Origin of the sequence: Streptomyces fradiae (assembly GCF_041270065.1) — a bacterium.
Taxonomy (GTDB): domain Bacteria; phylum Actinomycetota; class Actinomycetes; order Streptomycetales; family Streptomycetaceae; genus Streptomyces.
This window is the reverse complement of the sequence record NZ_CP065958.1, coordinates 3167697-3194273: the sequence shown is the minus strand read 5'-3', so window position 1 is coordinate 3194273 and position 26577 is coordinate 3167697. Positions and strand designations below refer to the sequence as shown.

The 26577-nt window shown below is 72.9% G+C and carries 24 protein-coding genes; 17 read left to right on the top strand and 7 right to left on the bottom strand.

The features are described 5' to 3' along the window. Positions 1–7: 7 nt before the first annotated feature. Positions 8–1825, bottom strand: coding sequence for a dolichyl-phosphate-mannose--protein mannosyltransferase (locus tag JAO84_RS14325; RefSeq protein WP_370413217.1), 1818 nt, complete (start codon positions 1823–1825; stop codon positions 8–10). A gap of 60 nt (positions 1826–1885) precedes the next feature. Between JAO84_RS14325 and rsmI the strand changes: the two genes are divergently transcribed. The 6 genes from rsmI to JAO84_RS14295 all read left to right on the top strand — a co-directional run bounded on the left by rsmI (position 1886) and on the right by JAO84_RS14295 (position 7402). Beyond that, on the top strand, positions 1886–2785 hold the full coding sequence (rsmI, locus tag JAO84_RS14320; RefSeq protein WP_370413216.1) for a 16S rRNA (cytidine(1402)-2'-O)-methyltransferase: 900 nt from the start codon (positions 1886–1888) through the stop codon (positions 2783–2785). A 139-nt stretch (positions 2786–2924) separates the two neighbouring features. Beyond that, positions 2925–3353, top strand: coding sequence for a hypothetical protein (locus tag JAO84_RS14315; protein ID WP_370413215.1), 429 nt, complete (start codon positions 2925–2927; stop codon positions 3351–3353). Positions 3354–3442: 89 nt separating this feature from the next. Next, positions 3443–4312: a TatD family hydrolase gene (locus JAO84_RS14310; RefSeq protein ID WP_370413214.1), complete on the top strand. Its 870-nt coding sequence runs from the start codon at positions 3443–3445 to the stop codon at positions 4310–4312. A gap of 72 nt (positions 4313–4384) precedes the next feature. Beyond that, positions 4385–5542: a ubiquitin-like domain-containing protein gene (locus JAO84_RS14305; protein ID WP_370413213.1), complete on the top strand. Its 1158-nt coding sequence runs from the start codon at positions 4385–4387 to the stop codon at positions 5540–5542. A gap of 52 nt (positions 5543–5594) precedes the next feature. After that, complete coding sequence (rsmA, locus tag JAO84_RS14300) at positions 5595–6482, top strand: 16S rRNA (adenine(1518)-N(6)/adenine(1519)-N(6))-dimethyltransferase RsmA (protein WP_370413212.1); 888 nt, start codon at positions 5595–5597, stop codon at positions 6480–6482. Beyond that, the gene (locus tag JAO84_RS14295) at positions 6479–7402 is read left to right on the top strand and encodes a 4-(cytidine 5'-diphospho)-2-C-methyl-D-erythritol kinase (RefSeq protein ID WP_370413211.1); all 924 of its coding nucleotides are present in this window, start codon (positions 6479–6481) and stop codon (positions 7400–7402) included. The genes rsmA and JAO84_RS14295 overlap by 4 nt, the downstream gene beginning before the upstream one ends. Before the next feature lies 1 nt (position 7403). On the opposite strand, the gene JAO84_RS14290 is transcribed toward JAO84_RS14295, so the two are convergent. Continuing rightward, on the bottom strand, positions 7404–8414 hold the full coding sequence (locus tag JAO84_RS14290) for a hypothetical protein (RefSeq protein WP_370413210.1): 1011 nt from the start codon (positions 8412–8414) through the stop codon (positions 7404–7406). Positions 8415–8636: 222 nt separating this feature from the next. On the opposite strand from JAO84_RS14290, the gene JAO84_RS14285 reads away from it, so the two are divergent. Next, the gene (locus tag JAO84_RS14285) at positions 8637–9920 is read left to right on the top strand and encodes an acyltransferase (RefSeq protein WP_370413209.1); all 1284 of its coding nucleotides are present in this window, start codon (positions 8637–8639) and stop codon (positions 9918–9920) included. A gap of 21 nt (positions 9921–9941) precedes the next feature. Here JAO84_RS14285 and JAO84_RS14280 read toward each other — a convergent pair whose 3' ends face one another. Together JAO84_RS14280 and JAO84_RS14275 are read right to left on the bottom strand one after the other, a co-directional pair. Beyond that, on the bottom strand, positions 9942–11102 hold the full coding sequence (locus JAO84_RS14280) for a hypothetical protein (RefSeq protein WP_370413208.1): 1161 nt from the start codon (positions 11100–11102) through the stop codon (positions 9942–9944). After that, positions 11099–11893, bottom strand: coding sequence for a hypothetical protein (locus tag JAO84_RS14275; RefSeq protein WP_370413207.1), 795 nt, complete (start codon positions 11891–11893; stop codon positions 11099–11101). The genes JAO84_RS14280 and JAO84_RS14275 overlap by 4 nt, the downstream gene beginning before the upstream one ends. Before the next feature lie 439 nt (positions 11894–12332). On the opposite strand from JAO84_RS14275, the gene JAO84_RS14270 reads away from it, so the two are divergent. The 8 genes from JAO84_RS14270 to JAO84_RS14235 all read left to right on the top strand — a co-directional run bounded on the left by JAO84_RS14270 (position 12333) and on the right by JAO84_RS14235 (position 23118). Continuing rightward, on the top strand, positions 12333–14138 hold the full coding sequence (locus JAO84_RS14270; RefSeq protein WP_265866290.1) for an ABC-F family ATP-binding cassette domain-containing protein: 1806 nt from the start codon (positions 12333–12335) through the stop codon (positions 14136–14138). A gap of 134 nt (positions 14139–14272) precedes the next feature. Next, positions 14273–16090, top strand: a complete 1818-nt coding sequence (locus tag JAO84_RS14265) for a PQQ-binding-like beta-propeller repeat protein (protein ID WP_370413206.1) — start codon at positions 14273–14275, stop codon at positions 16088–16090. Between the two features lie 115 nt (positions 16091–16205). Then, entirely contained in the window at positions 16206–17993 is a 1788-nt protein-coding gene (locus JAO84_RS14260) for a PQQ-binding-like beta-propeller repeat protein (protein WP_370413205.1), read from the top strand. A gap of 140 nt (positions 17994–18133) precedes the next feature. Then, on the top strand, positions 18134–18820 hold the full coding sequence (locus JAO84_RS14255) for a LuxR C-terminal-related transcriptional regulator (RefSeq protein WP_370413204.1): 687 nt from the start codon (positions 18134–18136) through the stop codon (positions 18818–18820). 144 nt (positions 18821–18964) lie between these two features. Further along, the gene (galT, locus tag JAO84_RS14250) at positions 18965–20017 is read left to right on the top strand and encodes a galactose-1-phosphate uridylyltransferase (protein WP_370413203.1); all 1053 of its coding nucleotides are present in this window, start codon (positions 18965–18967) and stop codon (positions 20015–20017) included. Next, the gene (galE, locus tag JAO84_RS14245; RefSeq protein ID WP_265866285.1) at positions 20014–20976 is read left to right on the top strand and encodes a UDP-glucose 4-epimerase GalE; all 963 of its coding nucleotides are present in this window, start codon (positions 20014–20016) and stop codon (positions 20974–20976) included. The genes galT and galE overlap by 4 nt, the downstream gene beginning before the upstream one ends. Positions 20977–20979: 3 nt before the next feature. Next, positions 20980–22125: a galactokinase gene (gene galK, locus JAO84_RS14240; protein WP_370413202.1), complete on the top strand. Its 1146-nt coding sequence runs from the start codon at positions 20980–20982 to the stop codon at positions 22123–22125. 252 nt (positions 22126–22377) lie between these two features. After that, entirely contained in the window at positions 22378–23118 is a 741-nt protein-coding gene (locus tag JAO84_RS14235) for a LuxR C-terminal-related transcriptional regulator (RefSeq protein ID WP_370413201.1), read from the top strand. Here JAO84_RS14235 and JAO84_RS14230 read toward each other — a convergent pair. Further along, on the bottom strand, positions 23077–23574 hold the full coding sequence (locus tag JAO84_RS14230) for a MarR family winged helix-turn-helix transcriptional regulator (RefSeq protein WP_265866282.1): 498 nt from the start codon (positions 23572–23574) through the stop codon (positions 23077–23079). The two genes, JAO84_RS14235 and JAO84_RS14230, sit on opposite strands and share 42 nt — an antisense overlap. A 163-nt stretch (positions 23575–23737) precedes the next feature. Between JAO84_RS14230 and JAO84_RS14225 the strand changes: the two genes are divergently transcribed. Then, complete coding sequence (locus JAO84_RS14225; RefSeq protein ID WP_370413200.1) at positions 23738–24571, top strand: trans-aconitate 2-methyltransferase; 834 nt, start codon at positions 23738–23740, stop codon at positions 24569–24571. Beyond that, positions 24571–24693, top strand: a complete 123-nt coding sequence (locus JAO84_RS14220) for a hypothetical protein (protein WP_370413199.1) — start codon at positions 24571–24573, stop codon at positions 24691–24693. The genes JAO84_RS14225 and JAO84_RS14220 overlap by 1 nt, the downstream gene beginning before the upstream one ends. A gap of 53 nt (positions 24694–24746) precedes the next feature. Here the strand turns inward: JAO84_RS14220 and JAO84_RS14215 are convergent, their stop codons facing one another. After that, the gene (locus tag JAO84_RS14215) at positions 24747–25436 is read right to left on the bottom strand and encodes a TetR/AcrR family transcriptional regulator (RefSeq protein WP_265866279.1); all 690 of its coding nucleotides are present in this window, start codon (positions 25434–25436) and stop codon (positions 24747–24749) included. Continuing rightward, positions 25433–26413, bottom strand: a complete 981-nt coding sequence (locus JAO84_RS14210; RefSeq protein ID WP_370413198.1) for an acyl-CoA desaturase — start codon at positions 26411–26413, stop codon at positions 25433–25435. Before JAO84_RS14210 ends, JAO84_RS14215 begins: the two co-directional genes overlap by 4 nt. Between the last annotated feature and the right edge of the window lie 164 nt (positions 26414–26577).

Here is a 26577-nt window from a genome sequence, read left to right as displayed (position 1 = left end):
GGGCTCCCTACACCCACGTGTCCAGCCACATCCTGTTCCGCCACTGCTCCATCGGAATCGCCGTCCCGGTGTACAGCGGCCAGAAATAGATGAAATTCCAGACGATGAGGAGAACGAGCACTCCCGCCGCCACCGCACCGAAAGTGCGGCGTCTTTCCGAGGAGCCCGCGGGGCCCACGATCGCCCCGAGCATCATCGCCACCGCGAGGCACAGGAAGGGGACGAACACCACCGCGTAGAAAAGGAAAATGGTGCGTTCCTGATAGAGCAGCCAGGGCGCCCAGCCGGCCAGGACGCCGCAGGCGATCGCGCCCGCGCGCCAGTCGCGGCGGAAGGCCCAGCGCCACAGGATGTACAGGAGCGCGAAGCAGGCCGCCCACCACAGGAGCGGGGTGCCGAGGGCGAGGACCTCCTGGGCGCACTTCTCCCGGGCGTCGACCGGGCAGCCGGCGGTGCCGGGGGCGGGGGACTCGTAGAAGTAGGAGACCGGGCGGCCGAGGACCAGCCAGCTCCACGGGTTGGACTCGTAGGTGTGCGGCGAGCTCAGGCCCACGTGGAACTTGTAGACCTCGGTCTCGTAGTGCCACAGGCTGCGCAGCCACTCCGGCAGCCAGCCCCACGTCCCGCCACCGCCGAGCTTGTCCTGCTCGGCGGCCCAGTTCCGGAAGTAGCCCTTGTCGGTGAAGATCCAGCCCGACCAGGAGACCAGATACGTGGCGATGGCCACCGGCACGACCGAGACGAAGGCCGGCACGAGGTCCCGCCGGGCCACCGCCGCGTACGGGCGGACCGCGCCCGCCGTGCGCCGCGCGCCGATGTCCCACAACACCGTCATCAGGCCGAACGCGGCCATGATGTAAAGCCCGTTCCACTTGGTGCCGGCCGCCAGGCCCAGCATCACGCCCGCCGCGAGCCGCCACGGCCGCCAGCCGAGCCCCAGGCCCTCCGCGACCTCCGCGTCCGGCCGCAGCACGCCCGTACCCCCGTCGGAGTCCACCGGCAGCGCCCCGGCCAGCCGGGCCCGCGCTCGGTCCCGGTCGATCACCAGGCAGCCGAAGGCGGCGAGCACGAAGAACATCAGCACCTGGTCGAGCAGCGCCGTGCGGCTCATCACGAAGTGCAGACCGTCCACCGCGAGCAGCAGACCCGCCAGACAGCCCAGGAACGTCGAGCGGAAAAGCCGCCGGCCGATCCGGCACAGCATCAGCACCGACAGGGTGCCGAGCAGCGCCACCATGAAGCGCCAGCCGAAGGGCTCGAAGCCGAAGATCTTCTCGCCGATGCCGATGACCCATTTGCCGACCGGCGGATGGACCACATAGCCCGGCTCCGTCGGGACGAGCACCGAGTCCGGGTTCGCCAGGATCGTCTTGTCGATGTCCTTCGGCCACGCCCCCTCGTACCCCTGGTTGATCAGGGCCCAGGAGTCCTTGGCGTAGTACGTCTCGTCGAATATCACCGCGTTCGGCCTGCCCAGGTTCCAGAACCGCAGCAGGCCCGCGACCAGCGCGACGAGCAGCGGACCGGCCCAGGCGGCGATCCGCCACAGTTGGTGGGCGGCCTTGGGGCCGATGCCGAACAGCGACCACAGGCGCGGCGAGGGCCGGGTGTACGGCGGTACGAGCCGCTCCCGCAGCCCGATGGAGAGGGAGGCCGTCGGGTCGGGCCGGTAACCGAAGCGCCGCAGCCTGCGCAGCCACTCGGAGGACTCCGCCGCGGCGGGGGCCATGGAAGCCGCGGGATCCACGGGGGCCGTGGGGTCCACGTGAGCCGTGGGGTCCATGGGCTGCTGACCCTCCAGGGCCTCGGGTGCGGTTCTGGTCACCGCGCCATCGTAGGGAACGCGCCTGTGCGCGTCGCCTGTCCGGGCTGGGAGGATGCTCCTGTGACTGGAACGCTGGTACTCGCAGGGACCCCCATCGGCGACATCGCGGACGCCCCGCCGCGGCTCGCCACCGAGCTGGAGCGGGCGGACGTCGTGGCCGCCGAGGACACCCGCAGGCTGCGCGGGCTCACCCGCGCGCTCGGTGTGCACACCCAGGGCCGGGTGGTCTCCTACTTCGAGGGCAACGAGTCGGCCCGTACGCCCGAACTGGTGGAGGCCCTGGAGGGCGGCGCCCGCGTGCTGCTCGTCACCGACGCCGGGATGCCCTCGGTCTCCGACCCCGGATACCGCCTGGTCGCCGCCGCCGTCGAGCGGGACATCAAGGTCACCGCCGTGCCCGGCCCGTCCGCCGTGCTCACCGCGCTCGCCCTGTCCGGGCTGCCCGTGGACCGCTTCTGCTTCGAGGGCTTCCTGCCCCGCAAGGCCGGCGAGCGCCTGTCCCGGCTGCGCGAGGTCGGGCAGGAGCGGCGCACCCTCGTCTACTTCGAGGCCCCGCACCGGCTCGACGACACGCTCGCCGCGATGGCCGAGGTCTTCGGCACCGACCGGCGCGCCGCCGTCTGCCGGGAGCTGACCAAGACGTACGAGGAGGTGAAGCGCGGCCCGCTCGGCGAGCTGGTGGAGTGGGCGAAGGAGGGCGTACGCGGCGAGATCACCGTCGTCGTCGAGGGCGCCCCGGAGACCGGGCCCGCCGAGCTCGACGCCGAGGAGCTGGTGCGCCGGGTGCGGGTGCGCGAGGAGGCGGGGGAGCGGCGCAAGGAGGCCATCGCGGCGGTCGCCGCCGAGGCGGGGCTTCCCAAGCGCGAGGTGTTCGATGCCGTCGTGGCGGCAAAGAACGCGGCCGGGGTGGCAAAGGACCCGGCGGGACCGGGCTCTGGAAACGGTAAAGGACTAATCTGAAAGGCAAAGCGGAACCCGGTGACGGGGCTGCTCGAAGGCCTTTTGGGCAAGGAAACGCCAAAGAGCGTCCATGGTTCTTCCGGCGCTGATGCGTTCCGGCTCGAAAAGGCGTCCACTGGATCAGTGGAGAGGAGCTGGAATGAGTGAGATCACCGGCACCGGAACGCCCGTCGCTCACGAAGCGTATGCCTTCGCCTGCATGAGGTGCGGATACGGCTGGGAGCAGGCGTACGAGATCGAGCACCACACCGACGAGCACGGTCACGAGTACGTCGTCTACAAGGCCGACGGCCAGCGGGTCCCGTCCCCGCTGTCGCGTCCGACCTGCATGAACTGCGACAGCCACGTCGTCCGCATCATGCGTGCGGGCAGGGTGTCCTCGGTGCTCGACATGGTCGCGGCGACCGAGCACCACGGCCCGGGGGCCAAGGCGGCCAAGCCGGTGGGCATCGCCGGGCCGATCGGTCAGGAACTGACGGAGGACGTCCCCGTCGCGGGCGAGGAGCCGCCGCCGGTACCGCACCACTGGCACCTCTCCGACCTCTTCCACCGCCGGTCCCGCCGGTAAGCCCCGCCGGCGGTCCGCGCCGGTCCGGCCGGTAGTCCCCGCCGGTAATCCTTCGCCCTCGCACTCATGGCCCTCGTACGATCGGGGCCATGAGTGCCAAGGACGCCCCGCCGCCGCTGCCCGAGCCCCTGCCCGTCCCGGTCGCGGACTCGCACACCCACCTCGACATGCAGTCCGGCACCGTCGAGGAGGCCCTGGTCAAGGCCGCCGCCGTCGGCGTCACGACGGTCGTCCAGGTGGGCTGCGACATCAAGGGCTCCCAGTGGGCCGCCGAGACCGCCGCCGCGCACGAGCACGTGCACGCGGCCGTGGCCCTGCACCCCAACGAGGCGCCCCGGATCGTCCTGGGCGACCCCGACGGGTGGTCACGGCAAGGTGCGCGGGAGGCGGGCGGCGACGCGGCGCTCGACGACGCCCTCACCGAGATCGACCGGCTCGCCGCCCTGCCGCACGTCCTCGGCGTCGGCGAGACGGGCCTCGACTACTTCCGTACGGGCCCCGAGGGCATGGCCGCCCAGGAGCGGTCCTTCCGCGCCCACATCGAGATCGCCAAGCGGCGGGGCAAGACGCTCGTCATCCACGACCGTGAGGCCCACGCCGACGTGCTGCGCGTCCTCGACGAGGAGGGCGCGCCCGAGCGGACCGTCTTCCACTGCTACTCCGGCGACGCCGAGATGGCCGAGATCTGCGCCGCCAAGGGCTACTACATGTCCTTCGCCGGCAACGTCACCTTCAAGAACGCCCAGCCGCTGCGCGACGCCCTCGCCGTCGCCCCGCTGGAGCTCGTCCTCGTCGAGACCGACGCCCCCTTCCTCACTCCCGCGCCCTTCCGGGGCCGCCCCAACGCCCCGTATCTGATCCCGGTGACCGTGCGGGCGATGGCGGCGGTGCGCGGGATCACGGAGGAGGAGCTGGCCGGGGCGATCGCCGTGAACACGGCCCGCGCCTTCGATTACTGATCCATAACGGTTACGTGTCGTAGCCGGGTGATTTTGGAGAGTGACCGCGCGCGGGGCTAGGGTCCCGGCCTCGTGAGCACTTCGCACCGTTCCGGGGCTCGCCGGGCCGCCCGGCGCCGCAAGGCGAGCCCGCCCGCCGCCGAAGGGCTGCGGCGGATCGTCCCGCAGGCCCTCGTCGTCGCCTTCCTCGCCGGCGGCACCAGCGCCTTCGTCGCCGACGACAAGGCCGTGCAGGTCTCCGTCGACGGGGTCCCGCGCACCCTGCACACCTTCGCCGACGACGTCGAGGAGCTGCTCGCCGACGAGGGCCTCGTGGTCGGCGCGCACGACATCGTCGCGCCCGCCCCCGGCACCGCCCTGGGCAGCGGCGACGAGATCGCCGTCCGCTACGGGCGTCCGGTCTCCCTCACTCTCGACGGCCGGCGCCGCCAGGTGTGGACCACCGCCCGTACGGTCGACGGGGCGCTGCGGCAGCTCGGGGTGCGGGCGGAGGGCGCGTATCTGTCGGTGTCCCGGTCGGCGCCGATCTCCCGGCAGGGCCTCGCGCTCGACGTGCGCACCGAGCGGGCCGTCACCTTCCTGGCGGACGGGCGGGAGCGGACCGTGCGCACCAACGCGGCCACCGTCCGCGAGGCCGCCGAGGAGGCCGGGATCGCGCTCGCCGGGCAGGACACCACCTCGGTGCCGCTCGACTCCTTCCCGCGCGACGGGCAGACCGTCGCCGTGCTGCGGATCACCGGCACCCAGGAGATCCGCGAGGAGCCGGTGCCGTTCGCCGTCGAACGGACCCGCGACCCGGAGCTCTTCGCCGGCACCGAGCTGGTCGAACGCCAGGGCGTGCCGGGCGTGCGCCGCGTCACGTACGCCCTGCGGACCGTCAACGGGGTCCGGCAGCGGCCGCGCCGCATGGGCGAGGAGACCGTCCGTGAGCCCGTCTCCCAGCGCGTCCGGGTCGGCACCCGCCCCCTGCCCACCTCCGTGTCCGGCGCCGACGGCCTGAACTGGGGCGCCCTCGCCGCCTGCGAGTCCGGCGGCCGCCCCACCGCCGTCGACCCCTCCGGCACCTACGGCGGCCTCTACCAGTTCGACCCCGGCACCTGGCGCGCCCTCGGCGGCACCGGCGTCGCCCAGAACGCCCCGGCGGCGGAACAGACCTTCCGCGCGAAGAAGCTCTACGTGCAACGGGGCGCGAGCCCGTGGCCGCACTGCGGGCGGCGGCTGCACCAGTGACGTGTGCGGTGACGTGTGTATGGGGCCCGTCCGCGCCCCGTACGCTGTACCGGTGAGCACCACCACCGGCCCCGACAGCCCCGACTCCGCCCTCCTCGGCCCCGCCGACATTCGTGAGCTGGCCGCCGCACTCGGCGTGCGGCCCACGAAGCAGAAGGGTCAGAACTTCGTCATCGACGCCAACACCGTGCGGCGGATCGTCCGGACGGCCGAGGTGCGGCCGGACGACGTGGTCGTCGAGGTGGGGCCCGGGCTCGGGTCGTTGACCCTGGCGCTGCTCGAGGCGGCGGACCGGGTGACGGCGGTCGAGATCGACGACGTCCTGGCCGCGGCGCTGCCGGCGACGATCGCCGCGCGGATGCCGGGGAAGAAGGACCGGTTCGCGCTGGTGCACTCGGACGCCATGCACGTGCAGGAGCTGCCGGGCCCGGCGCCGACCGCGCTCGTGGCGAACCTGCCGTACAACGTGGCCGTGCCCGTGCTGCTGCACATGCTGGACCGCTTCCCGACCATCGAGCGGACCCTCGTGATGGTGCAGGCGGAGGTCGCCGACCGGCTGGCGGCGCGCCCCGGGAACAAGGTGTACGGGGTCCCCTCCGTGAAGGCCAACTGGTACGCGGAGGTCAAGCGGGCCGGCGCCATCGGCCGCAACGTGTTCTGGCCCGCGCCGAACGTCGACTCCGGCCTGGTCTCCCTCGTGCGGCGCACCGAGCCGATCGCCACGACCGCTTCCAAGGCCGAGGTCTTCGCGGTCGTCGACGCGGCCTTCGCGCAGCGCCGCAAGACCCTGCGGGCCGCGCTCGCGGGCTGGGCGGGGTCGCCGGCCGCGGCCGAGGAGGCCCTGGTGAAGGCCGGGATCTCGCCGCAGGCGCGGGGCGAGGCGCTGACGGTCGAGGAGTTCGCCCGGATCGCCGAGAACAAGCCGGAGGCGAAGGTATGAGCGGCGTGACCGTACGGGTGCCCGCCAAGGTCAACGTGCAGCTCGCGGTCGGCGGCGCCCGCCCCGACGGCTTCCACGACCTGGCCAACGTCTTCCTCGCCGTGTCGCTGTACGACGAGGTCACCGCGACGCCCGCCGAGACCCTGACGGTCACCTGCGAGGGCCCCGACGCCGACAAGGTGCCGCTCGACCGCAGCAACCTGGCCGCGCGCGCCGCCGAACTGCTCGCCGCCCGCCACGGCATCTCGCCCGACGTGCACCTGCACATCGTCAAGGACATCCCGGTGGCCGGCGGCATGGCCGGCGGCAGCGCCGACGGCGCGGGCGCGCTGCTCGCCTGCGACGCGCTGTGGGGCCTGAACACCCCGCGCGCCGAACTCCTCGACATCTGCGCCGAGCTGGGCTCCGACGTGCCGTTCAGCCTGGTCGGCGGCGCCGCGCTCGGCGTCGGCCGCGGCGAGCGACTGACCGAGCTGCCGGTCGGCGGTGCCGCCGGCGGTGCCGCCGGCGGCGCCTTCCACTGGGTGTTCGCGGTCGCCGACGGCGGTCTGTCGACCCCGGCGGTGTACGGCGAGTTCGACCGGCTCAACGAGGGCGTGGCCGTGCCGGAGCCGGCCGCCTCGCCCGTACTCCTCGACGCCCTGCGCACCGGCGACGCCACCGCGCTCGCGGGCGCCCTGGCCAACGACCTCCAGCCGGCCGCCCTGTCGCTGCGCCCCTCGCTGGCGGCCACCCTCGCGGCCGGCACGGACGCGGGCGCGCTCGCGGCCCTCGTCTCCGGCTCGGGCCCGACGACCGCGTTCCTGGTGAAGGACCCGGAGTCCGCCGAGTCGGTCGCCGCCGCGCTGATCGCCTCCGGCACCTGCCGGACGGCCCGCGTGGCGACCTCCCCGGCGGCCGGGGCGAGGGTCCTGGACTGACCTACAGCTTGTTCTTGGAGATCCGGGCGAGCAGCAGGTTCGGGTCCGGGTCCATCGTGTTGAAGTAGGCCGCGCTGTTCACGTAGACGGTCTTGGCGTGCACAGCGACAGAGGTCGGGTTGTCGAGCCCGTCGGCGGCGGTGAGCACGGTCTTGTGACTCCCGTCGGGGCGGACGAGCTCCAGCGCGTTCGCCTGGATCAGCGCGGCGAGGACGGTGTCGCCGTGCCCGGTGAAGGCGAAGTCGTCGATCCCGTCGAGCCCGGTCGCCCGCTCCTCGACCGGCCCGGCGGCCCGGTCGGGGCCGGGGCCGAACGGGATGCGCAGCAGGGTGCCCCGCGCGGAGTTGGAGACCCACACGGCACCGTTGTGGACCTTGAGACCGTTGGCGCCGAAGGGCAGCTGCGGCGTCGGTTCGAGGGCGTCTCCGGAGGCCCAGACCGTGGCCTGCGGGGTGGCGTCGCCCGTGTTCAGGGCCACGCTCCAGACCGCGCCGCGCGCCGAGTCGGCGACGTAGAGCGTGTCGCACTCCTTGTCGATGGCCATGCCGTTGGGGAACGTGTCGACGGGCAGCGCCACGATCCTCTCGGCCGTGCCGCCGCCGGGGGCGACCCGCCAGATGCCGTGGGTCGTCGCCTCGCCGGTGGCGTAGGCGACGTAGAGGGTGCCGTCGTGGGCGCGGGCGATGCCGAGGGCGATCGCGGCACCGACGGGGGTGTCCGGGTTCGCCACCGCGGGCAGGGTGGCGAGGATCTTCGTGTCGCCGTCCTTGGCGACGCGGGCGACCTGGTGGGCGAAGGCGAAGGTGATGTCGGCCGAGCCGTCGGGTTCGAGCGCGATGTTCTCGGGTGTCTCGCCCTCGCCGGTGAAGTGGGCGAGGAAGCGCGGATCGGTCACCGTGGGGTCGCCGCCGGCCGAGAGCGCGGGGCCCGCGCCGAGCACGGTGAGGGCGGCGGCGGTCGCGACGGCGGTGGCGAGCCGGGCCGGGCGGGAAGGACGGGGGAGCTGTGCCATGGGGTTCTCCTCGTGGGGGTGGGACACGAGAAGACGATGCGCCGCCGCCGCCCCGGGCCCGGCAGCCCGGGCCGTGGGTTCGCCCGCGCGGTGGAGCGCGCTCCCGCCATCCGGGCCGGGCCGTCCGGGCCGGGCGGCACTCGTGGGTACGGCTCGTACTCACGCGCGAGTTGAGTATCCGAGCGCTCCCGGCGCCCCGGGCCCGCCCGGCACCGTGCCCGTATGGGAATCAGTGCTCGGGAACTCGCCGCCGCCACGCCCGCGACCCGCGACCGCTACGTCGACCTGCTGCGGGTCGCCTCGCTCGCGGTCGTCGTGCTCGGCCACTGGCTGATGGCGGCCGTCACCGCCGACGGACAGGTCGGCAACCTGCTCGCCGTCGTGCCCGGCCTCCAGGTGCTGACCTGGGCGCTGCAGGTCATGCCGGTGTTCTTCTTCGTGGGCGGCTTCTCGCACGCCCTCGCCCACCGCTCCCGCCCCCGCTACGCCGCCTTCCTGCGGGCCCGGCTGCAGCGGCTGCTGCGGCCGACGATGGTCTTCATCGGGGTGTGGGCCGTGCTGGCCCTCGCCGTCCAGCTGCTCGGCGCGGACGGCGGGCTGACCGGGGTGGCGCTGCGGCTCGTCACCCAGCCGCTGTGGTTCATCGGCATCTACCTCGCCATGGTCGCCTTCACGCCGCCGCTCCTGAAGGCGCACGGGCGGTACGGCTGGGGCGCGTTCGGCGCGCTGGTGGCGGGCGCGGTCGCGGTGGACGTGCTGCGGTTCGCGGCGGGCGTGCCGTACGTCGAGTTCCTGAACTTCGCGCTGGTCTGGCTGGCCGTCCACCAGCTCGGCTTCCTGCGCGCCGACGGCATGATCCGCCGCCCGGCGCTCCTCGCGGCGGCCGGTCTGGCGGGCGCGGGGCTGCTGGTGGCCCTCGGCCCGTATCCGCTGTCCATGGTCGGCATGCCGGGCGAGCAGGTCTCCAACATGGCCCCGCCCACCCTCGCCCTGCTCTGCCACGGTCTGTGGCTGGTCGGCGCGGTCGAGCTCCTGAAGGGCCCCGGTGCCCGCTTCACGGCCCGCGCCCGGGTCTGGCGGGCGGTCGTCGCCGCCAACGGGATCGCCATGACCGCCTTCCTCTGGCACCTGACGGCGATGCTCGGCGTGTACGGCGCGCTGCTCACCCTCGGCGTCGACCTCCCCGCCCCCGCGACCGGCGCCTGGTGGGCCCAGGTCCCGCTCCGCCTCGCGGCGGCGGCCGTCCTCACCGCCCTCCTGGTGACCGTCTTCCGCCGCTTCGAGCACCCGGCCCCCGCCGCCCCCGCGACCGACACCGGCGCCCCCCTCGCCGCCCTCGGCATCACCCTGGCCCTCCTCGGCGTCCTCGGCCTCTCCATGACCGGCCTCGGCGGCCTCCTGGAGGGCCACACCGCCACCCTGATCGCCCTGAGGGTGACCGCCCCGGCGGCCATCGCGATGGCGCTCGCGGGCTGGTTCCTGGTGGAGCGGGCGGGCCGGGCGTAGCCGGTCGCCCCAGGGCCGGTCCTAGTCGATGTCGGGGTACACCGGCGCGGTGCCCGGGGCCGTGCAGCCGTGGGTCTGCGCCGAGCGGGCGGCGAAGGACCGCAGGGCCTTGCGCAGGGCGGGGTGGTCGAGGGCGGGGCCGGAGGTGGCGGCGCGGGTGCCCGAGTCGTCGGGGGTGACCGTGTAGGCGGCGAGCTGCGCCGCGCCCGGGCACTTGGCCCAGAGGACGTAGTGGCCCTTCGGGTCGACGTGCGTCGGCGGGGCGGTCAGGTCCCGCAGTTCCTCCCGCTCGTACCAGCTCAGGGCCGCGCCGTACTGGGCCTCGAACGCGTACAGTGGCGCGCCCTGCAGGCCGCCGAGCGTGCAGCCCTCCGTGGGCTTCGGGCCCGGGGCGGACTCGACGGCGGTGCGGACGCCCCAGCGGGCGGCGGTCGGGGCGTCGAGGAGGCCGGCGCAGCTGCCCGAGACGGAGGCGAACGGGCGGTAGTCCCAGGCGTTCACCGAGACGCCGACCTCCCGCACCGGCTCGCCCTCGGCGGGCGCGCAGTCGTGCTGCCGGGCGAAGGCCGAGGCCGTGCCGGTCAGGACCGCGGCGAGCCGGGTCCGGGTCTCGGGCAGGGCGAAGTCGGCGCGCGAGATCCGGGCGGTCACCTCGGCGGAGATCCCGGCGCCGGACTCGGCGCCGGACTCGGCGCCTGGCTTGGCGGCGCAGCCGAGGAGCAGTGAGGCCCGCGCCTCGCCCCGGTCGTCGGATCTGCTGTCCGGGTCGAACGTGAAGCCGCCGGTCCAGCCGTGGCCGAGCGGTGCGTCGGTGGCGGCCGATTCGAGATCGGCGTGGCGGTCGCCCGCCTCGTCCACCGTCACCCGCAGGTCGATCCGGCCGTCCTTCTCCCTGTCCGCCCCGCTCACCCGGCACTGCCACCAGGCCCCCGCGTCCAGCCTGGTCTCGGCGGTGACCTCGGCCCCGCCGAGCAGCTCCCGCAGCGGCCCGGCCGCGAGCGCGCCGTCGCACGCCGAGTCCAGGGCCCGGTCGTGGCGCCACTCGTCCCAGCCGCCGGACAGCCAGAACACGCCGCCCGCCACCAGCACCGCGCCGGCCGTCAGGCCCGCCGCGAGGCGGATCCTCCGGCGCCGCCGGAACCCTTCCACGGTCTGCCCGGCCGCTCCGGTCTCCCCGCTCATCCCCACACCTTCCCCAGAACCTCGATGCCGTCGCAGTCGCCCGACGCGTCCAGCGAGCGCGTGAGGAACGAGTCGGCGCGGGCGGCGAGCAGCGCGCGGTCCGTCCCCTCCAGGCTCAGCCGGTGCAGGGCCGGGCCGCCCGCGCACCGCGCCTCGGCCCACACCGCGAGCCGGTGGGCCCGCTTCTCCCCGGCCCGCTGTTCCCCGGCCTGCTGCTCGTCTCCGTGTCCGGCGCCCTTCCCGACGGCGGCGAGCTCCCGCCCGTACTCGACGCGCGCCTCCGGCAGCGCCTCGCCCCACCAGGTCGCGGAGCTCACCGCCACCGAGGACCGGCTCGTCCCGACGGTCGTGGCGCAGGCCCGGGCCCAGGCGTGGGTGCCGCCCTTCGCGGACCAGTGGGCGTCCTTCCAGGCGGGGCCGAGCAGCTCCGGGCGGAACCAGCCGCACTCCTCCTCCCCGTCCGGCTCCTCCTCCGGCGGGGAGGACCGCCACGACTGCACGGCTTCGTCCCGCACCGGCGCCCTGCCGCAGCGCGCGTCCTTCCGCACGTCCTCGGCGACGGCGGCCACCAGGCTGCCGAGCCACTCCCGGGCCTTCGCGTCCGTCGTCCCGTACACCCGGAACGTCGTGACGGGCCGCGGATAGCCGGGCAGCCCGTTCGGGCAGGGGACGGTGATCCGCTCGTCCGCCCGGGCGTAGTCCTCGGTCCACTCCGGGGGCTTCGCGTACGGGGTGTCGGAGACGAGATCGTCGACCCGGACGCCCTTCAGGGGCCCGTCCAGGACCGGCACGACCGCGCCGCCTTCGCCCCCTCCCGTGTGGGCATTCGTCCCGCAGGGCGGGACGGGTGGGCACACGGGACGGCGCCCATGCGGGCGCGTTCCGCACCTGCGCCTGGACCCGCACCACGAGCGCGGCGCCCTTGTGCTGAACGTACAGGCGCGGAAGCCTAGGCCCGGCAAGGGGGCGCCGTCCGTTGTGCCCACCCGTTCCGCCCCTGCGGAACGTATGCCCACAACGGAGGGGTGACCCACCCGTCATTCCGCCCCCGTTCCGTACGCCGTCCCGTACGCCCTCGCGCACGTCATCCCGTACGCGTCCCGTACGGGATCCCGCACGCCGTCCCCGTCTTCGCACGCGGTCGCACTCGCGAACGAATCACCGCACGCTATCCCACCCGCCCCACCCGTCTACCCTGGACGTCGACCGAACCCCCCGTACAGGAGTGAAATGGCCGTCAACCTGGTCAATGTCGAGTCCGTCAGCAAGGTGTACGGCACCCGTGCACTGCTCGACGGGGTGTCCCTCGGCGTCTCCGAAGGGGACCGGATCGGCGTCGTCGGCCGCAACGGCGACGGCAAGACCACCCTCATCCGGATGCTCGCCAAGCTGGAGGAGGCCGACACCGGCCGGGTCACCCACAGCGGCGGGCTGCGGCTCGGGGTGCTCACCCAGCACGACTCGCTCGACCCGACGGCGACCATCCGCCACGAGGTCATCGGCGTCATGGCCGACCACGAGTGGGCCGGCAGCGCCAAGATCCGCGACGTGCTCACCGGGCTCTTCGGCGGGCTCGACCTGCCGGGCTTCGAGAAGGGCCTCGACACCGTCATCGGGCCGCTGTCCGGCGGCGAGCGGCGGCGCATCGCGCTCGCCAAGCTGCTCATCGAGGAGCAGGACCTGATCGTCCTCGACGAGCCCACCAACCACCTCGACGTCGAGGGCATCGCCTGGCTCGCCCAGCACCTGCGCGAGCGGCGCTCCGCGCTCGTCTGCGTCACCCACGACCGGTGGTTCCTCGACCAGGTCTGCACCCGCATGTGGGACGTGCAGCGCGGCACGGTGTACGAGTACGAGGGCGGCTACTCCGACTACGTCTTCGCGCGCGCCGAGCGCGAGCGGATCGCCGCGACCGAGGAGGTCAAGCGGCAGAACCTGGTCCGCAAGGAGCTGGCCTGGCTGCGCCGCGGCGCCCCCGCCCGTACGTCCAAGCCGCGCTTCCGGATCGAGGCGGCCAACGCGCTCATCGCGGACGTGCCGGAGCCGCGCGACAGCAGCGAGCTGATGAAGTTCGCCAACGCCCGGCTCGGCAAGACCGTCTTCGACCTGGAGGACGTGACCGTCACCGCCGGTCCGAAGACGCTCCTCCAGCACCTCACCTGGCAGCTCGGCCCCGGTGACCGGATCGGTCTGGTCGGCGTCAACGGCGCGGGCAAGACCTCACTCCTGCGGGCGCTTGCCGATGCCGCCGTCACGGAGGGGGACATCCAGCCCGCCGCCGGCCGGGTCGTGGTCGGCAAGACCGTGCGGCTCGCCTACCTCTCCCAGGACGTCACCGAACTCCCCGCCGAGCTGCGGGTCCTGGAGGCCGTGCAGCAGATCCGCGACCGGGTCGACCTCGGCAAGGGCCGGGAGATGACCGCCGGGCAGCTGTGCGAGCAGTTCGGCTTCTCCAAGGAGAAGCAGTGGACGCCGGTCGGCGACCTGTCGGGCGGCGAGCGGCGCCGGCTCCAGCTGCTGCGGCTGCTCATGGACGAGCCGAACGTGCTCTTCCTCGACGAGCCCACCAACGACCTCGACATCGAGACCCTGACCCAGCTGGAGGACCTGCTCGACGGCTGGCCCGGCTCGATGGTCGTCATCTCCCACGACCGCTTCTTCATCGAGCGCACCACCGACCGCACCTTCGCGCTGCTCGGCGACAGGACCCTGCGGATGCTGCCGCGCGGCATCGACGAATACCTGGAGCGGCGGCAGCGGATGATCGAGGCCGCCGCCCCGGCGCCGGCCGCTCCCGCGGCCTCGGCGAAGTCCGGCGTCTCGGCCGCCGACGCCCGCGCTGCGAAGAAGGAGCTGCAGAAGGTCGAGCGACAGCTCGACAAGATCTCCGAGAAGGAGAGCAAGCTCCACACTCAAATCGCCGAAAACGCCACGGACTTCGAAAAGGTGGCCAAACTGGACGCGGAGCTCCGGGAACTCGCAGGTGAGCGCGAAGAGTTGGAGATGCGCTGGCTGGAACTCGCCGAAGACGCGTAGAGATGTCGTAGAGGACGCGTAACGCTGGCATCACGGACCGGTCCTCCCTTGGGAACAAGGGACGGACCGGTCGCTTTTGCGCCATCCGGTGAGTGGTAGAAAGAAAACCCGCTCACATCAAGGGGGAAGCGCTGATGACCCAGCCGCCCAGCAACCAGCCGCCGGGGGGCTTCGGCGCTCCGGACCCGAACGTCCCGCCGGTCCCGCCGATGCCTCCGCAGGCACCGCCGGTCCCGCCGCAGGCTCCGCCGACCGCCCCGCCCACCGCTCCGGCCCAGCCCGCAGCGCAGCCCGGCCCGTACGGGTACCCGCAGCAGGCACCTCAGCAGGGCCCGTACGGCTACCCGCAGGAGGCGCCGCAGCAGCCGGGCCAGCCCGGTCCGTACGGGTACCCGCAACAGCCCGGTCCGTACGCGCAGCAGCCCGGCCCCTACGGCCAGCCGCAGCCCGGCCCGTACGGGGCCTACCCGACGGCCCCGATGCCCCCGGCGCCCGGCGGTGGCGGCGGCAAGAACCCCTTCAAGGGCAAGCCCGGCATCATCGTGGCGGCCTCCGTCGCCGCGGCGCTCGTCATCGGCCTCGGCGCCTGGTTCGCCATCGGCGGCGACGACGAGAAGGACCCGGTCGCCGAGCCGACCCAGTCCGCGACCACCGGGCCGAAGCCGACCGAGTCCGTCGACAAGGGCGACGGCAGCGGCGACGGCGAGAACGGCGGTCCCGAGGACCTCAACGCCGGCCGCAAGGACGGCGAGGCCAAGATCAGCTGGCTGCTCAAGAACAACGTCGACCTGCCGCGCAACGGCTCCGACGTCTACGGCCCGTGGATCGTCGGCGACACCGTCGTCAAGGCGATGTACAAGGGCATCGACGGCTACAGCCTGGCCGACGGCTCCAGCAAGTGGCACATCGACGTGCCCAACGAGCTGTGCGCCGCGCCGCCGCAGCCGTCCGCCGACGGCATCATGGTCTTCGGCTACAAGGACTCCGCCGGCGACCGCGCCAAGTGCCTGGAGATGCAGCAGGTCGACCTCAACACCGGCAAGGCGGGCTGGAAGAAGTCCATCCCCAAGCCGACCGGCCTCTTCGCCTTCTCCGACAACACCCTCGCCATCAGCGGCAACACGGTGACGGCCTCCGGCTCCAGCTCCGCCTACGGCTTCTCCCTCGCCGACGGCAAGCAGCTCTTCACCGGCCCCACCAGCGGCTGCAAGCCGTACGCGTTCGCGGGCGGCAGCAAGCTGATCGCCGCCTCGCAGTGCCCCTCGGGCGACGTGAACAAGGAGCAGCACCAGATCAGCGAGGTCGACCCCACCACGGGCAAGACCAAGTGGACCTTCAAGCTGCAGGCGACCTGGGAGGTCGACAAGGTCTACTCGGTGGACCCGCTGGTCGTCTCCGCCACCCAGCGCGAGCAGAAGAAGTGGGCGATCTTCTCGCTCACCGCGGACGGCAAGGAGCGCTCGCAGATCCAGGGCGGCACCGACAAGTTCGCCCCGAAGTGCGGCGGCAGCTTCGTCATCTTCGGCAAGAACCTCCAGGGCTGCACCGGTGTCGCCGCCGACGCGAACACCTTCTACATGGCGACCGAGACCGCGTACGGCACGCCCAACGAGGTCATCGCCTTCGACCTGAACACCGGCAAGGCGAAGTGGCGTTCCAAGGCGCCCGGTGAGCAGCAGATGAGCCCGCTGCGCATGGAGGGCTCGGACGTCCTGCTCTACATCGAGCCGCGGTACGACACGGGCAGCGCGGTCGCGACGCTCGCGCCGACCGGTGGCGCGCCGAAGGTGCTGATCCAGGGCCAGGCCGAGGTCTCCTCGATGGAGACCTCCTTCTACAGCGCCAAGTACGCGTACTCCAACGGCACGTTCGTGATCGCGTCCGGCCGGGTCTCCGCCTCCAACGACAAGGAGGAGAAGGAGACCAAGACGATGATGGCGTACGCCAAGTGACGCCCGGGGGTCTGTCCGGCGCCGGCCGCCGGGCGGACCCCCGCCCGTTCCGTTCCGCCTGATCCGCCGTCCGTTTCGCCGTCCGCTTCCCGATCCGACCGAGGTGTCCTCAGCCATGACCCAGCCGCCCCCTCCGCCGAACCAGCCGCCGGGGCCGCCCCCGGGCGGGTTCGGCGCGCCGCAGGAGCCTCCCCACGGAGGCTTCGGGGCGCCCACGCCCCCGCCGCCCCCGGCGCAGCCGCCGTACGGCTACCCGCAAGAGCAGCCGCAGCCGCAGCCGCCCGTGCAGCCCCCGTACGGCCAGCCGCCACAGCAGTACGGCTACCCGCAGCAGCCGCAGCCGCCGCAGGGCCAGCCCCAGCAGCCGTACGGCTACCCGACGCAGCCGATGTACCCGCAGCAGACGCCTCCGCCGGCCCCCGGCGGCGGCAAGAAGCTGTCCGCGCAGATGCAGATCGTCATCGCGGCGGTCGTCGCCGTGGCGCTGATCGTCGGCGGCGGCATCTGGTACGCGAACTCCGGCGGTGACGGGGACGACACCGCCAAGGGCGGTTCGGGCGGGACCAGCGCCGGTCAGGACGGCGGCAAGGACGGCGCTGCGGGCGGCATCGGCGGGGGCGGCAAGGAGAAGGTGCCGGCGAACACCAAGTCCAAGCTCGCCTTCCAGTTCGAGGAGCCCCCGGTGTCGGACCTCACCGATGTCCCGGGCTCCTGGATCACCGACAAGGCGTACGTGAAGCCGGGCGTCAACTCGATCGTCGGCTACGACCTGGACAAGGGCACGGTCCTGTGGACCCTGCCCCTGACCGGCCAGGTCTGCGGCACCTCGCGCCACATGACGGCCGACTACAAGCTGCCGATCCTCTTCGAGGCCACCAAGCGCACGGCGCCGCGCTACTACCAGCCGTGCACCGAGGTCGGCCTGGTCGACCTGACCACTGGCAAGCTGGTGTGGCAGAGCTCGATCAGCGGCGGCGCCGTCGGCGACAAGAAGGCGGGCTTCGCGGAGGTCACCCTGCACGGCCAGACCGTCGCGGCCGGCGGTCTCGACGGTGGCGCCGCGTTCGACCTGGCCAACGGCAACCCCCGCTGGAAGCCGCAGACCAGCGCCGGGGACTGCGAGGACGTGGGCTACGGCGGTGGCGAAGGAGGCCTCGTCGCGGTCCGCAGGTGCGGATCGGTCGACGAGCCGACGATCACCATCCAGAACCTCAACCCGCTCACCGGCGCGCCGATCTCGCAGTACAAGATGCCTCCGGGCGTGGACGGTGCGAACGTCGTCTCCACCAAGCCTCTGGTGGTCGCGGCCGAGGTCGGCGGCTCCTCCGGCGACGGCAGCGGCGTCACGGACTTCTTCTCCATCGATGAGAAGACCGGGAAACTGAAGGCGAAGATCGCCGCGGACCCGGAGCGCTACGAGCCCCGCTGCTCCCAGGAGGTCGAGTCCTGCACGCACGTCCTCGTCGGCAACGGCCGGCTCTACGTGCCGACCGAGGAGCATGAGGGCAGCACGGGTGAGTACGGCGACGAGACCAACGAGATCGTCGGCTTCGACCTCGCCACGGGCAAGCTCGTGCCGGAGAAGGCCGACGCGGGCGACCGCTACAACCTCATCCCGCTGCGTATGGACGGCGGCAACCTCATCGCGTACAAGTGGCCGCCCTACGACAAGGGCGGGCAGGTCGTCTCCATCGACGGCGGCACGATGAAGTCGACGCTGCTGATGGAGAACCCGTCGGTCAAGTCCACCCGGGAGGTCGAGACCAGCTTCACCGCGACCAACGCCGAGTTCCGGTACGCGGACGGCCGACTGTTCATCGCGGAGCCGAGGGTGAGCAAGACGTCGACCCGCAGTTCCACGCTCAAGCGGTACCTGGCCGTGGCCTTCACCACGACCGGCTGAGACCGCTGACGTCCGTCGAGGGGCCCCTCCGATTTCGGAGGGGCCCCTCGTGCGATTGGGGCAAAGCGGGGCGGGGGAGTGTGTAGCTTGCCGGGCAGGGCGGCCAGGGGAAGGCCGGTCCGGGGATGGGGGAACGAACGATGGGCGTACGGCTCATGGTGGTCGACGACCACCGACTGCACGCGGAGGCACTGGCCTCGGCGCTGAAGCTGCGCGGGCACCGGGTGCTCGCCGCGGCGGCGCCCGTGGCCGGGGCCGCGGAGCTGGTGGTGAGCCGCGCACCCGAGGTCTGCCTGATCGGCACGGCGGCGCCCGCCGAACCGGGCACCTTCGACCCGGTCGTGCGGATCAAGCGCGAGCGGCCGCAGATCGCGGTGGTGGTGCTCGGTCCGGTGCCGTCGCCGCGCGGGATCGCCGCCGCGTTCGCGGCCGGCGCGTCCGGTTACGTCCGCCACGACGAGCGGATCGAGGGCGTCGAGCGCGCCCTGGTGAAGGCGCGCGCGGGCGAGGCCGCGGTGGCGCCGCAGCTGATCCAGGCGGCCTTCGCCGAGCTCCTGAACCCGGCCGCGCAGCCCGACGACGAGGGGCAGCGGCTGCTGCGGCTGCTGACCCCGCGCGAGGCGGAGGTCCTGGTCCGGGTGGCCGAGGGCGAGGACACCCGGGTGATCGCGGCGGGCATGGCGATCGCCCCGAGCACGGCGCGCACCCATGTGCAGCGGGTGCTCATGAAGCTGGGCGTGGGCTCACGTCTCGAGGCGGCGGCGCTCGCGGCGCGGACGGGGCTGCTGGACCGGGTGCCGGTGCGCGTGCCGGCGCCGCGGGCCTGACCCGTAACCCTCCTTCAACCCTGATTCAACCCTTCGTTGCTACCGATCCGTGGCACGGATCGGGTTGAGTGTTGCGCGTCGATGTTTGATTGTGCTTTTTTATGGGTGGTTCTGTTTGTTGGATGGCTGAGGGAGCCGCCCGCCGTGAAGAAGACCGTCACCCGTCTCGCCGACGGGCGCGAGCTCATCTACTACGACGTCGAGGACGCCGCCCGCGAGGGCGGAGCGCGCGACGCCGTCGACCCGCGCCCCCTCGACCCCGTCGTCTCCGCCTCCGAGATCCGCCTCGACCCGCTGCTCGGCGAGCACGTCGCCATCGCCTCCCACCGGCAGGGCCGCATCTACCACCCGCCCGCCGACAGCTGCCCGCTCTGCCCCTCCACCGAGGCCTGGCACAGCGAGATCCCGGCCGGGGACTACCAGGTCGCCGTCTTCGAGAACCGCTTCCCGTCGCTCTCCGGCGCCAACGGGCGCTGCGAGGTGGTCTGCTTCACCTCCGACCACCACGCCTCCTTCGCCGAGCTCGACGAGGAGCGCGCCGCCCTCGTGCTCGCCGCCTGGACCGACCGCACCGCCGAACTGTCCGCCCGCCCCGGCGTCGCGCAGGTCTACTGCTTCGAGAACCGCGGCGCCGAGATCGGCGTCACCCTCGCCCACCCGCACGGGCAGGTGTACGCCTTCCCCTTCACCACCCCGCGCACCGCCACCATGCTCCGCAGCGCCGCCGCGCACCGCGCCCGCACCGGCCGCAACCTCTTCGAGGACGTGCTCGCCGAGGAGCGGGCGGGCGAGCGGGTGGTGCTCGCCGGGGAGCACTGGACCGCCTATGTGCCGTACGCCGCCCGCTGGCCGTACGAGGTGCATCTGCAGCCGCACCGGCGGACCGCCGACCTCACCGGGCTCGACGCGGCGGCCCGCGCCGAGTTCCCGTCCGTCTACCTGGAGCTGCTCCGCCGCTTCGACCGGATCTTCGGCCCGGACGCGCCCCCGACCCCGTACATCTCCGCCTGGCACCAGGCCCCGGTCACCGGCGCGGGCCGCGAGGAGTTCGCGCTGCACCTGGAGCTTTTCACCGTCCGGCGGGCCTCTGGCAAGCTGAAGTACCTCGCGGGCACCGAATCCGGCATGGGCGCGTTCATGAACGACGTGTCGCCGGAGTCCGCGGCCGACAGACTCCGAGAGGTGGCAAGCAGTTGAGTAAGTACCTGGTGACGGGCGGAGCCGGCTATGTGGGCAGCACGGTCGCGGCCCACCTGTTGGAGGCGGGGCACGAGGTCACCGTCCTCGACGACCTGTCCACCGGCTTCCGCGCGGGCGTGCCCGCCGGTGCGGAGTTCATCGAGGGCCGCATCCAGGACGCCGCGAAGTGGCTCGACGCGTCCTTCGACGGCGTGCTGCACTTCGCCGCCTTCTCGCAGGTCGGCGAGTCCGTCGCCAAGCCGGAGAAGTACTGGGACAACAACGTCGGCGGCACCATGGCGCTGATCGCCGCCATGCGCGCGGCCGGCGTGCGCAAGCTGGTCTTCTCCTCCACCGCCGCCACCTACGGCGAGCCGGAGACCGTGCCGATCACCGAGGCCGCGCCGACCGCGCCCACCAACCCGTACGGCGCGACCAAGCTGGCCGTCGACCACATGATCACCGGCGAGTGCGCCGCGCACGGCCTGGCCGCCGTCTCGCTGCGCTACTTCAACGTGGCCGGCGCCTACAAGGAGTGCGGCGAGCGGCACGACCCCGAGTCGCACCTCATCCCGCTGGTCCTCCAGGTCGCCCTCGGCAAGCGCGAGGCCATCAACGTCTACGGCGACGACTACCCGACCCCGGACGGCACCTGCGTCCGCGACTACATCCACGTCGCCGACCTCGCCGAGGCCCACCTGGCCGCGCTCGACGCGATGACCGCGGGCGAGCACCTGATCTGCAACCTCGGCAACGGCAACGGCTTCTCCGTCCGCGAGGTCGTCGAGACCGTCCGCAAGGTCACCGGCCACCCGGTGCCCGAGGTCATGGCCGAGCGCCGGGCCGGCGACCCGGCCGTGCTCGTCGCCTCCGCCGACGCCGCCCGCGAGCGGCTCGGCTGGACCCCGTCCCGCCCGGATCTGGCGGCCATCGTCGAGGACGCGTGGGCGTTCGCGCAGAAGAAGGAGCAGGGATAACGGATGAACGGTGTTGCGGCGGAGTTCGGCGCGCTGTACGGGGCCGGGCCCGAGGGGGTCTGGGCCGCGCCCGGGCGGGTCAACCTGATCGGTGAGTACACCGACTTCAACGAGGGCTTCGTGCTCCCGCTGGCCCTGCCGCACACCACCGTGGCCGCGGTGTCCCGGCGCGACGACGGGGTCCTGCGGCTGCACTCCCGCGACCTGCCGGGCGGTCCGGTACGCCTGGACGTGACCGCCCTTGAGCCGGGCACGATCGACGGCTGGGCCGCCTACCCGGCGGGCGTGGTGTGGGCGCTGCGGGCGGCCGGGCACCCGGTGGGCGGCGCGGACGTGCACGTTGCGTCCACCGTGCCGACCGGCGCGGGTCTGTCCTCCTCGGCGGCCCTGGAGGTCGTCACCGCGCTCGCCCTGAACGACCTGTACGGGCTCGGGCTGAGCCGCCCCGAACTCGCCGTGGTCGCCCAGCGCGCCGAGAACGCCTTCGTCGGCGTGCCGTGCGGGGTGATGGACCAGATGGCCTCCGCCTGCGCCACCGAGGGCCACGCGCTCCACCTCGACACCCGTGACCTGTCGTACCGGCAGGTGCCCTTCGACCTCGCCGCGCACGGGCTGCGGCTGCTCGTCGTGGACACCCGGGTCAAGCACGCCCTCGGGGACGGCGCGTACGCGGAGCGGCGCGCCGGGTGCGAGGCAGGTGCGCGGGCGCTCGGCGTGCGCACGCTGCGCGAGGTGGATGCCGCGCATCTGCCCGCAGCGCTCGGGCGGTTGACCGATGAAACGGTTCGCCGGTACGTACGGCACGTGGTCACCGACAACGCGCGCGTCGCCCGCACCATCGCCCTGCTCGACGCGGGCGACCCGCGCGCGGTCGGCCCGCTGCTCGTCGAGGGGCACGCCTCGCTCCGCGACGATCTGCGGGTGTCCTGCCCGGAACTCGACCTCGCGGTCGCGGCGGCGGTCGGGGCGGGCGCGCTCGGCGCGCGGATGACGGGGGGCGGCTTCGGCGGCTCCGCGGTGGTCCTTGTGGACGAGTCGGCGGCCGAGAAGGTGGCCGGTGCGGTCGCGGAGGCGTTTGCTGCTGCCGGGTTCGCCGAGCCCCGGGTGTTCCCGGTCGTTCCGGGGGACGGTGCGCGTCGGCTTCGGTGACGCGCGGGCCGCTCCCGTGCGTGTCGCGCGTGCGGGGGGACTTCGGCGATTTCGCCGCGGGGCGTCGGGGGCGCCCCTAGTCTGGTCGCAGCGCCGGTGGGGGCCGGTGCTGATCAGGGGTATCGAGACCCGCCGGGTACGGCGCCCGGGGCGGGGGTATCTGTCTGGCACGGCGGCGGCCGTGCGAGTGGCGGCCCGCGCCCGGCGTCGTACCCGTGCCGGGGCCGTTCCTCGACCACATGAGGGGTGTCCGTGGCCCGTATCCGGGTTCTGGTGGTGGACGACCACCGTGTCTTCGCAGAATCGCTGGCCGCCGCCCTCGCGGCGGAGCCCGACGTGGAGGTCGCCGCAGCAGGAAGCGGGCCGGCTGCCCTGCGCTGCCTGGACCGGGCGGCCGCGGAGGGGCGGCGGTTCGACGTGATGCTCGTGGACGCCGAGCTGGGCTCCGGCGACGGGGTCGAGCTGGTCGGGCAGGTCCGGGAGGGCCGGCCGGGGCTGCGCAGCGTGGTGCTCGCGGAGCGGGACGACGCCCGCCGGGCGGCGCTCGCCCTGCAGGCCGGGGCCTGGGGCTGGGTGGCCAAGGACTCCTCGCTGCAGCGGCTGCTCGCGGTGGTGCGCGGAGTGCTGCGGGACGAGACGCATCTGCCGCCGGCGCTGCTCACCGGGGTGCTGCGGGAGCTGACGGAGGCCCGCCGGCACCGTACGGAGAGCGAGCGGCTCGTGGAGTCGCTGACGCCCAGGGAGCGGGAAGTGCTGCGGTGCATGGTGGCCGGGCTCGGGCGGAAGGCCGTCGCCGAGCGGCTCTTCCTGTCGCCGCACACCGTGCGGACGCACATGCAGAACGTCCTGGGCAAGCTCGGCGTGCACTCGACGCTCGCGGCGGTGGCGCTGGCCCGGCGGGCCGGCGTGGACCCGGCGGAGGAGCCGGCGCCGGTGCTCCCGGGGCCGGTGCTAGCCGGGGAGGTTGTCGAACGGGGCGGTCAACTGGCGTAGCAGATCGGCCAGTTCGCCGCGCTGGTTGCGGGGGAGGCGGGCCAGGATGGCGCGCTCCTGGGCGAGCAGTCCGGCCAGCGCCTGGTCGGCGCGGTCGCGGCCCTCGGGGGTGAGGCGGACCAGGACGCCGCGCCGGTCGCTGGGGTCGGGAAGCCGCTCCACCAGGCCCTTCTTGGCGAGCCGGTCGATGCGGTTGGTCATGGTGCCCGAGGTGACCAGGGTCTGGGTGAGCAGCTGGCCGGGGGAGAGCTGGTAGGGCGCGCCGGCCCGGCGCAGCGACGTCAGTACGTCGAACTCCCAGGGCTCCAGCTGGTGCTCGGAGAAGGCGAGTCGACGAGCGCGGTCGAGGTGGCGGGCCAGGCGTGAGACACGGCTGAGCACCTCGAGCGGTTCCACGTCGAGGTCCGGGCGCTCGCGACGCCATGCAGCGACCAATCGGTCGACCTCGTCCTCCATGACGATCAGTGTAGAGGGTCTGTTGACATAAAGTCTCTTGACGTCAAGTCTCTCGGTATCGAGTTTCTTGACATCGAGATATAGTCTTCTTGACTATGGGGAAGGGACCGGGCCGGAACTCCGTTCCGTTTCGGCAACTCGTTCCAGCAAGGGGGCTTCGAACATGCATTCCGTGGACTCCGCCGCACCGACGTGGGACCCACAGCAGTACCTGCGCCACGCGGGTCATCGCACCCGCCCGTTCCTCGATCTGCTCGCACGAATACCGCAGCTGCCGAACCACCCGCGCCCCGCCCGCATCGCCGACCTCGGCTGCGGACCGGGCAACGTCACGGTCCTCCTCGCCGACCGCTGGCCCGACGCGCACATCACCGGCTTCGACCTCTCGCCCGAGATGCTGGAACGGGCCGAGAAGGACTGGGCCGGCACCACGTCAGGGGGCGGCTGGCTCGACTTCCGGCAGGCCGACGCGGCGCACTGGACACCCGACGAGCCGTACGACCTGATCGTCTCCAACGCCGCCCTGCAGTGGGTGCCCAACCACCCCGAGTCCTTCGCCGTCTGGATCGACGGACTGCGGCCCGGCGGCACCTTCGCCTTCCAGGTCCCCGGCAACTTCACCTCGCCCAGCCACGCCCTGCTCGGCGAGCTGTGCGAAAGCCCCGAATGGCGGGACCGGATCGGCGACCAGGGGCGGCGCTTCGTACACATCCTGGAGCCCGTCGACTATCTGCAGCGGCTCGCCGACCTCGGCTGCGAGACGGACGTCTGGGAGACCACGTACATCCAGCTGCTCCAGGGCGAGGACCCGGTCCTCGACTGGGTCAAGGGCACCGCCCTGCGCCCCGTCCTCACCGCCCTGCGCGAGGACCCCGCGGCCACCGAGGCCTTCCTCGCCCAGTACCGCGACCGCCTCCGCGAGGCCTACCCGCCGGGCCCGCACGGCACCGCGTTCCCGTTCCGCCGGATTTTCGCCCTCGCGAGGAAGGCCGCCTGATGTCCTTATCCGCCGTCGACCACGTCCAGCTCGCCGCGCCGATCGGCAGTGAGGACCTCCTGAGGGCGCCCTACGAGGATCCGGTCGGCAGCCGGCCGGAATTCCTGGAGCCCTTGGAATGAGACGGGGGCGGGGCGCCGTGCACGGCGCCCCGCCCCCACCCCTTCGAAGATCCTCAGCTCTTGCGGTGCCCTATCAGGCGGGGCTTCTGCTCCAGGCCGTCCAGGCCGTGCCAGGCCAGATTGACCAGATGGGCGGCGACCTCGGCCTTCTTCGGCTTGCGGACGTCCAGCCACCACTGGCCGGTCAGGGCCACGCTGCCGACCAGGGCCTGGGCGTAGAGCGGGGCCAGCTTGGGGTCGAAGCCGCGGGCCTTGAACTCCAGGCCCAGGATGTCCTCCACCTGGGTGGCGATGTCGCTGATCAGCGACGCGAACGTGCCGGTCGACTGGGCCACCGGCGAGTCGCGGACCAGGATCCGGAAGCCGTCCGTATAGCGCTCGATGTAGTCGAGCAGCGCGAAGGCCGCCTGCTCCAGGAGCTCCCGCGGATGGCCCGCGGTCAGCGCGCCCGTCACCATGTCGAGCAGCTGGCGCATCTCCCGGTCCACCACGACCGCGTACAGGCCCTCCTTGCCGCCGAAGTGCTCGTACACCACCGGCTTGGACACCCCGGCCTTCGCCGCGATCTCCTCCACCGACGTGCCCTCGAAGCCCTTCTCCGCGAACAGCGTGCGACCGATGTCGAGGAGCTGCTCCCGGCGCTCGGCGCCCGTCATCCTCACCCGGCGGCCACGCCGGGGCTTCTGCTCGCTCGTGCTGCTCGCACTGCCTGTACTGCCGTCGATCGCCACGTCTTCCATCATGCCGCGTCGACGGGCGCGTCCTGGCGCCGGGCGTCGATCCGCGCCTGCGCCGGCCACCGCACGTCGGACGCCCAGCCCGCCAGCTCGAACCAGCGGATCAGCCGCGCGCTGGAGTCCACCTGCCCCCGCAGCACCCCGTGCCGCGCCGAGGTCGGGTCCGCGTGGTGCAGGTTGTGCCAGGACTCGCCGCACGACAGCACCGCCAGCCACCACACGTTGCCCGAACGGTCACGCGACTTGAACGGACGCTTGCCGACCGCGTGACAGATCGAGTTGATCGACCACGTGACGTGGTGCAGCAGCGCCACCCGCACCAGCGAGCCCCAGAAGAACGCCGTGAACGCCCCCCACCACGACATCGTCACCAGACCGCCCACCAGCGGCGGGATCGCCAGCGACACCACCGTCCACAGCACGAACTGGCGCGAGATCGTCCGGATCGCCGGGTCCTTGATCAGATCCGGCGCGTACTTGTGCTGCGGCGTCTGCTCCTCGTCGAACATCCAGCCGATGTGCGCCCACCACAGCCCCTTCATCAGGGCCGGCACCGTCTCCCCGAACCGCCACGGCGAATGCGGGTCGCCCTCCGCGTCCGAGAACTTGTGGTGCTTGCGGTGATCCGCCACCCACCGAACAAGCGGCCCCTCGACCGCCAGCGACCCCATGATCGCCAGCGCGATCCGCAGCGGCCGCTTCGCCTTGAACGAACCGTGCGTGAAATAGCGGTGGAAACCGATCGTGATCCCGTGGCAGCCGATGAAGTACATCGCCGTCATCAGCCCCAGATCCAGCCAGCTCACCCCCCACCCCCAGGCCAGCGGCACCGCCGCGACCAGCGCCAGGAAGGGCACCGTGATGAACAGCAGCAGCGTGATCTGCTCGATCGAACGCTTGTTGTCCCCGCCGAGCGTGGCGGAAGGCAGGTCCTGAGCGGTGACTTCCCGGGACTCCGAGGTCAACTCGGGGCTTGTGGTCATGACTGTCCCCTGGGGGGTGAGGGCGAGAGCGAGGAAACCGGGCGGAACGCACGGGCGCGCACGAAAACGGAGCCTTGGCTACGGCTCCGTAACCTACGGCGACGTAAGTATGGCAGCGCCGCGGCGCGCGGCAAGAGCGCCAAAGGCGGGGCGTGACCCGTGCC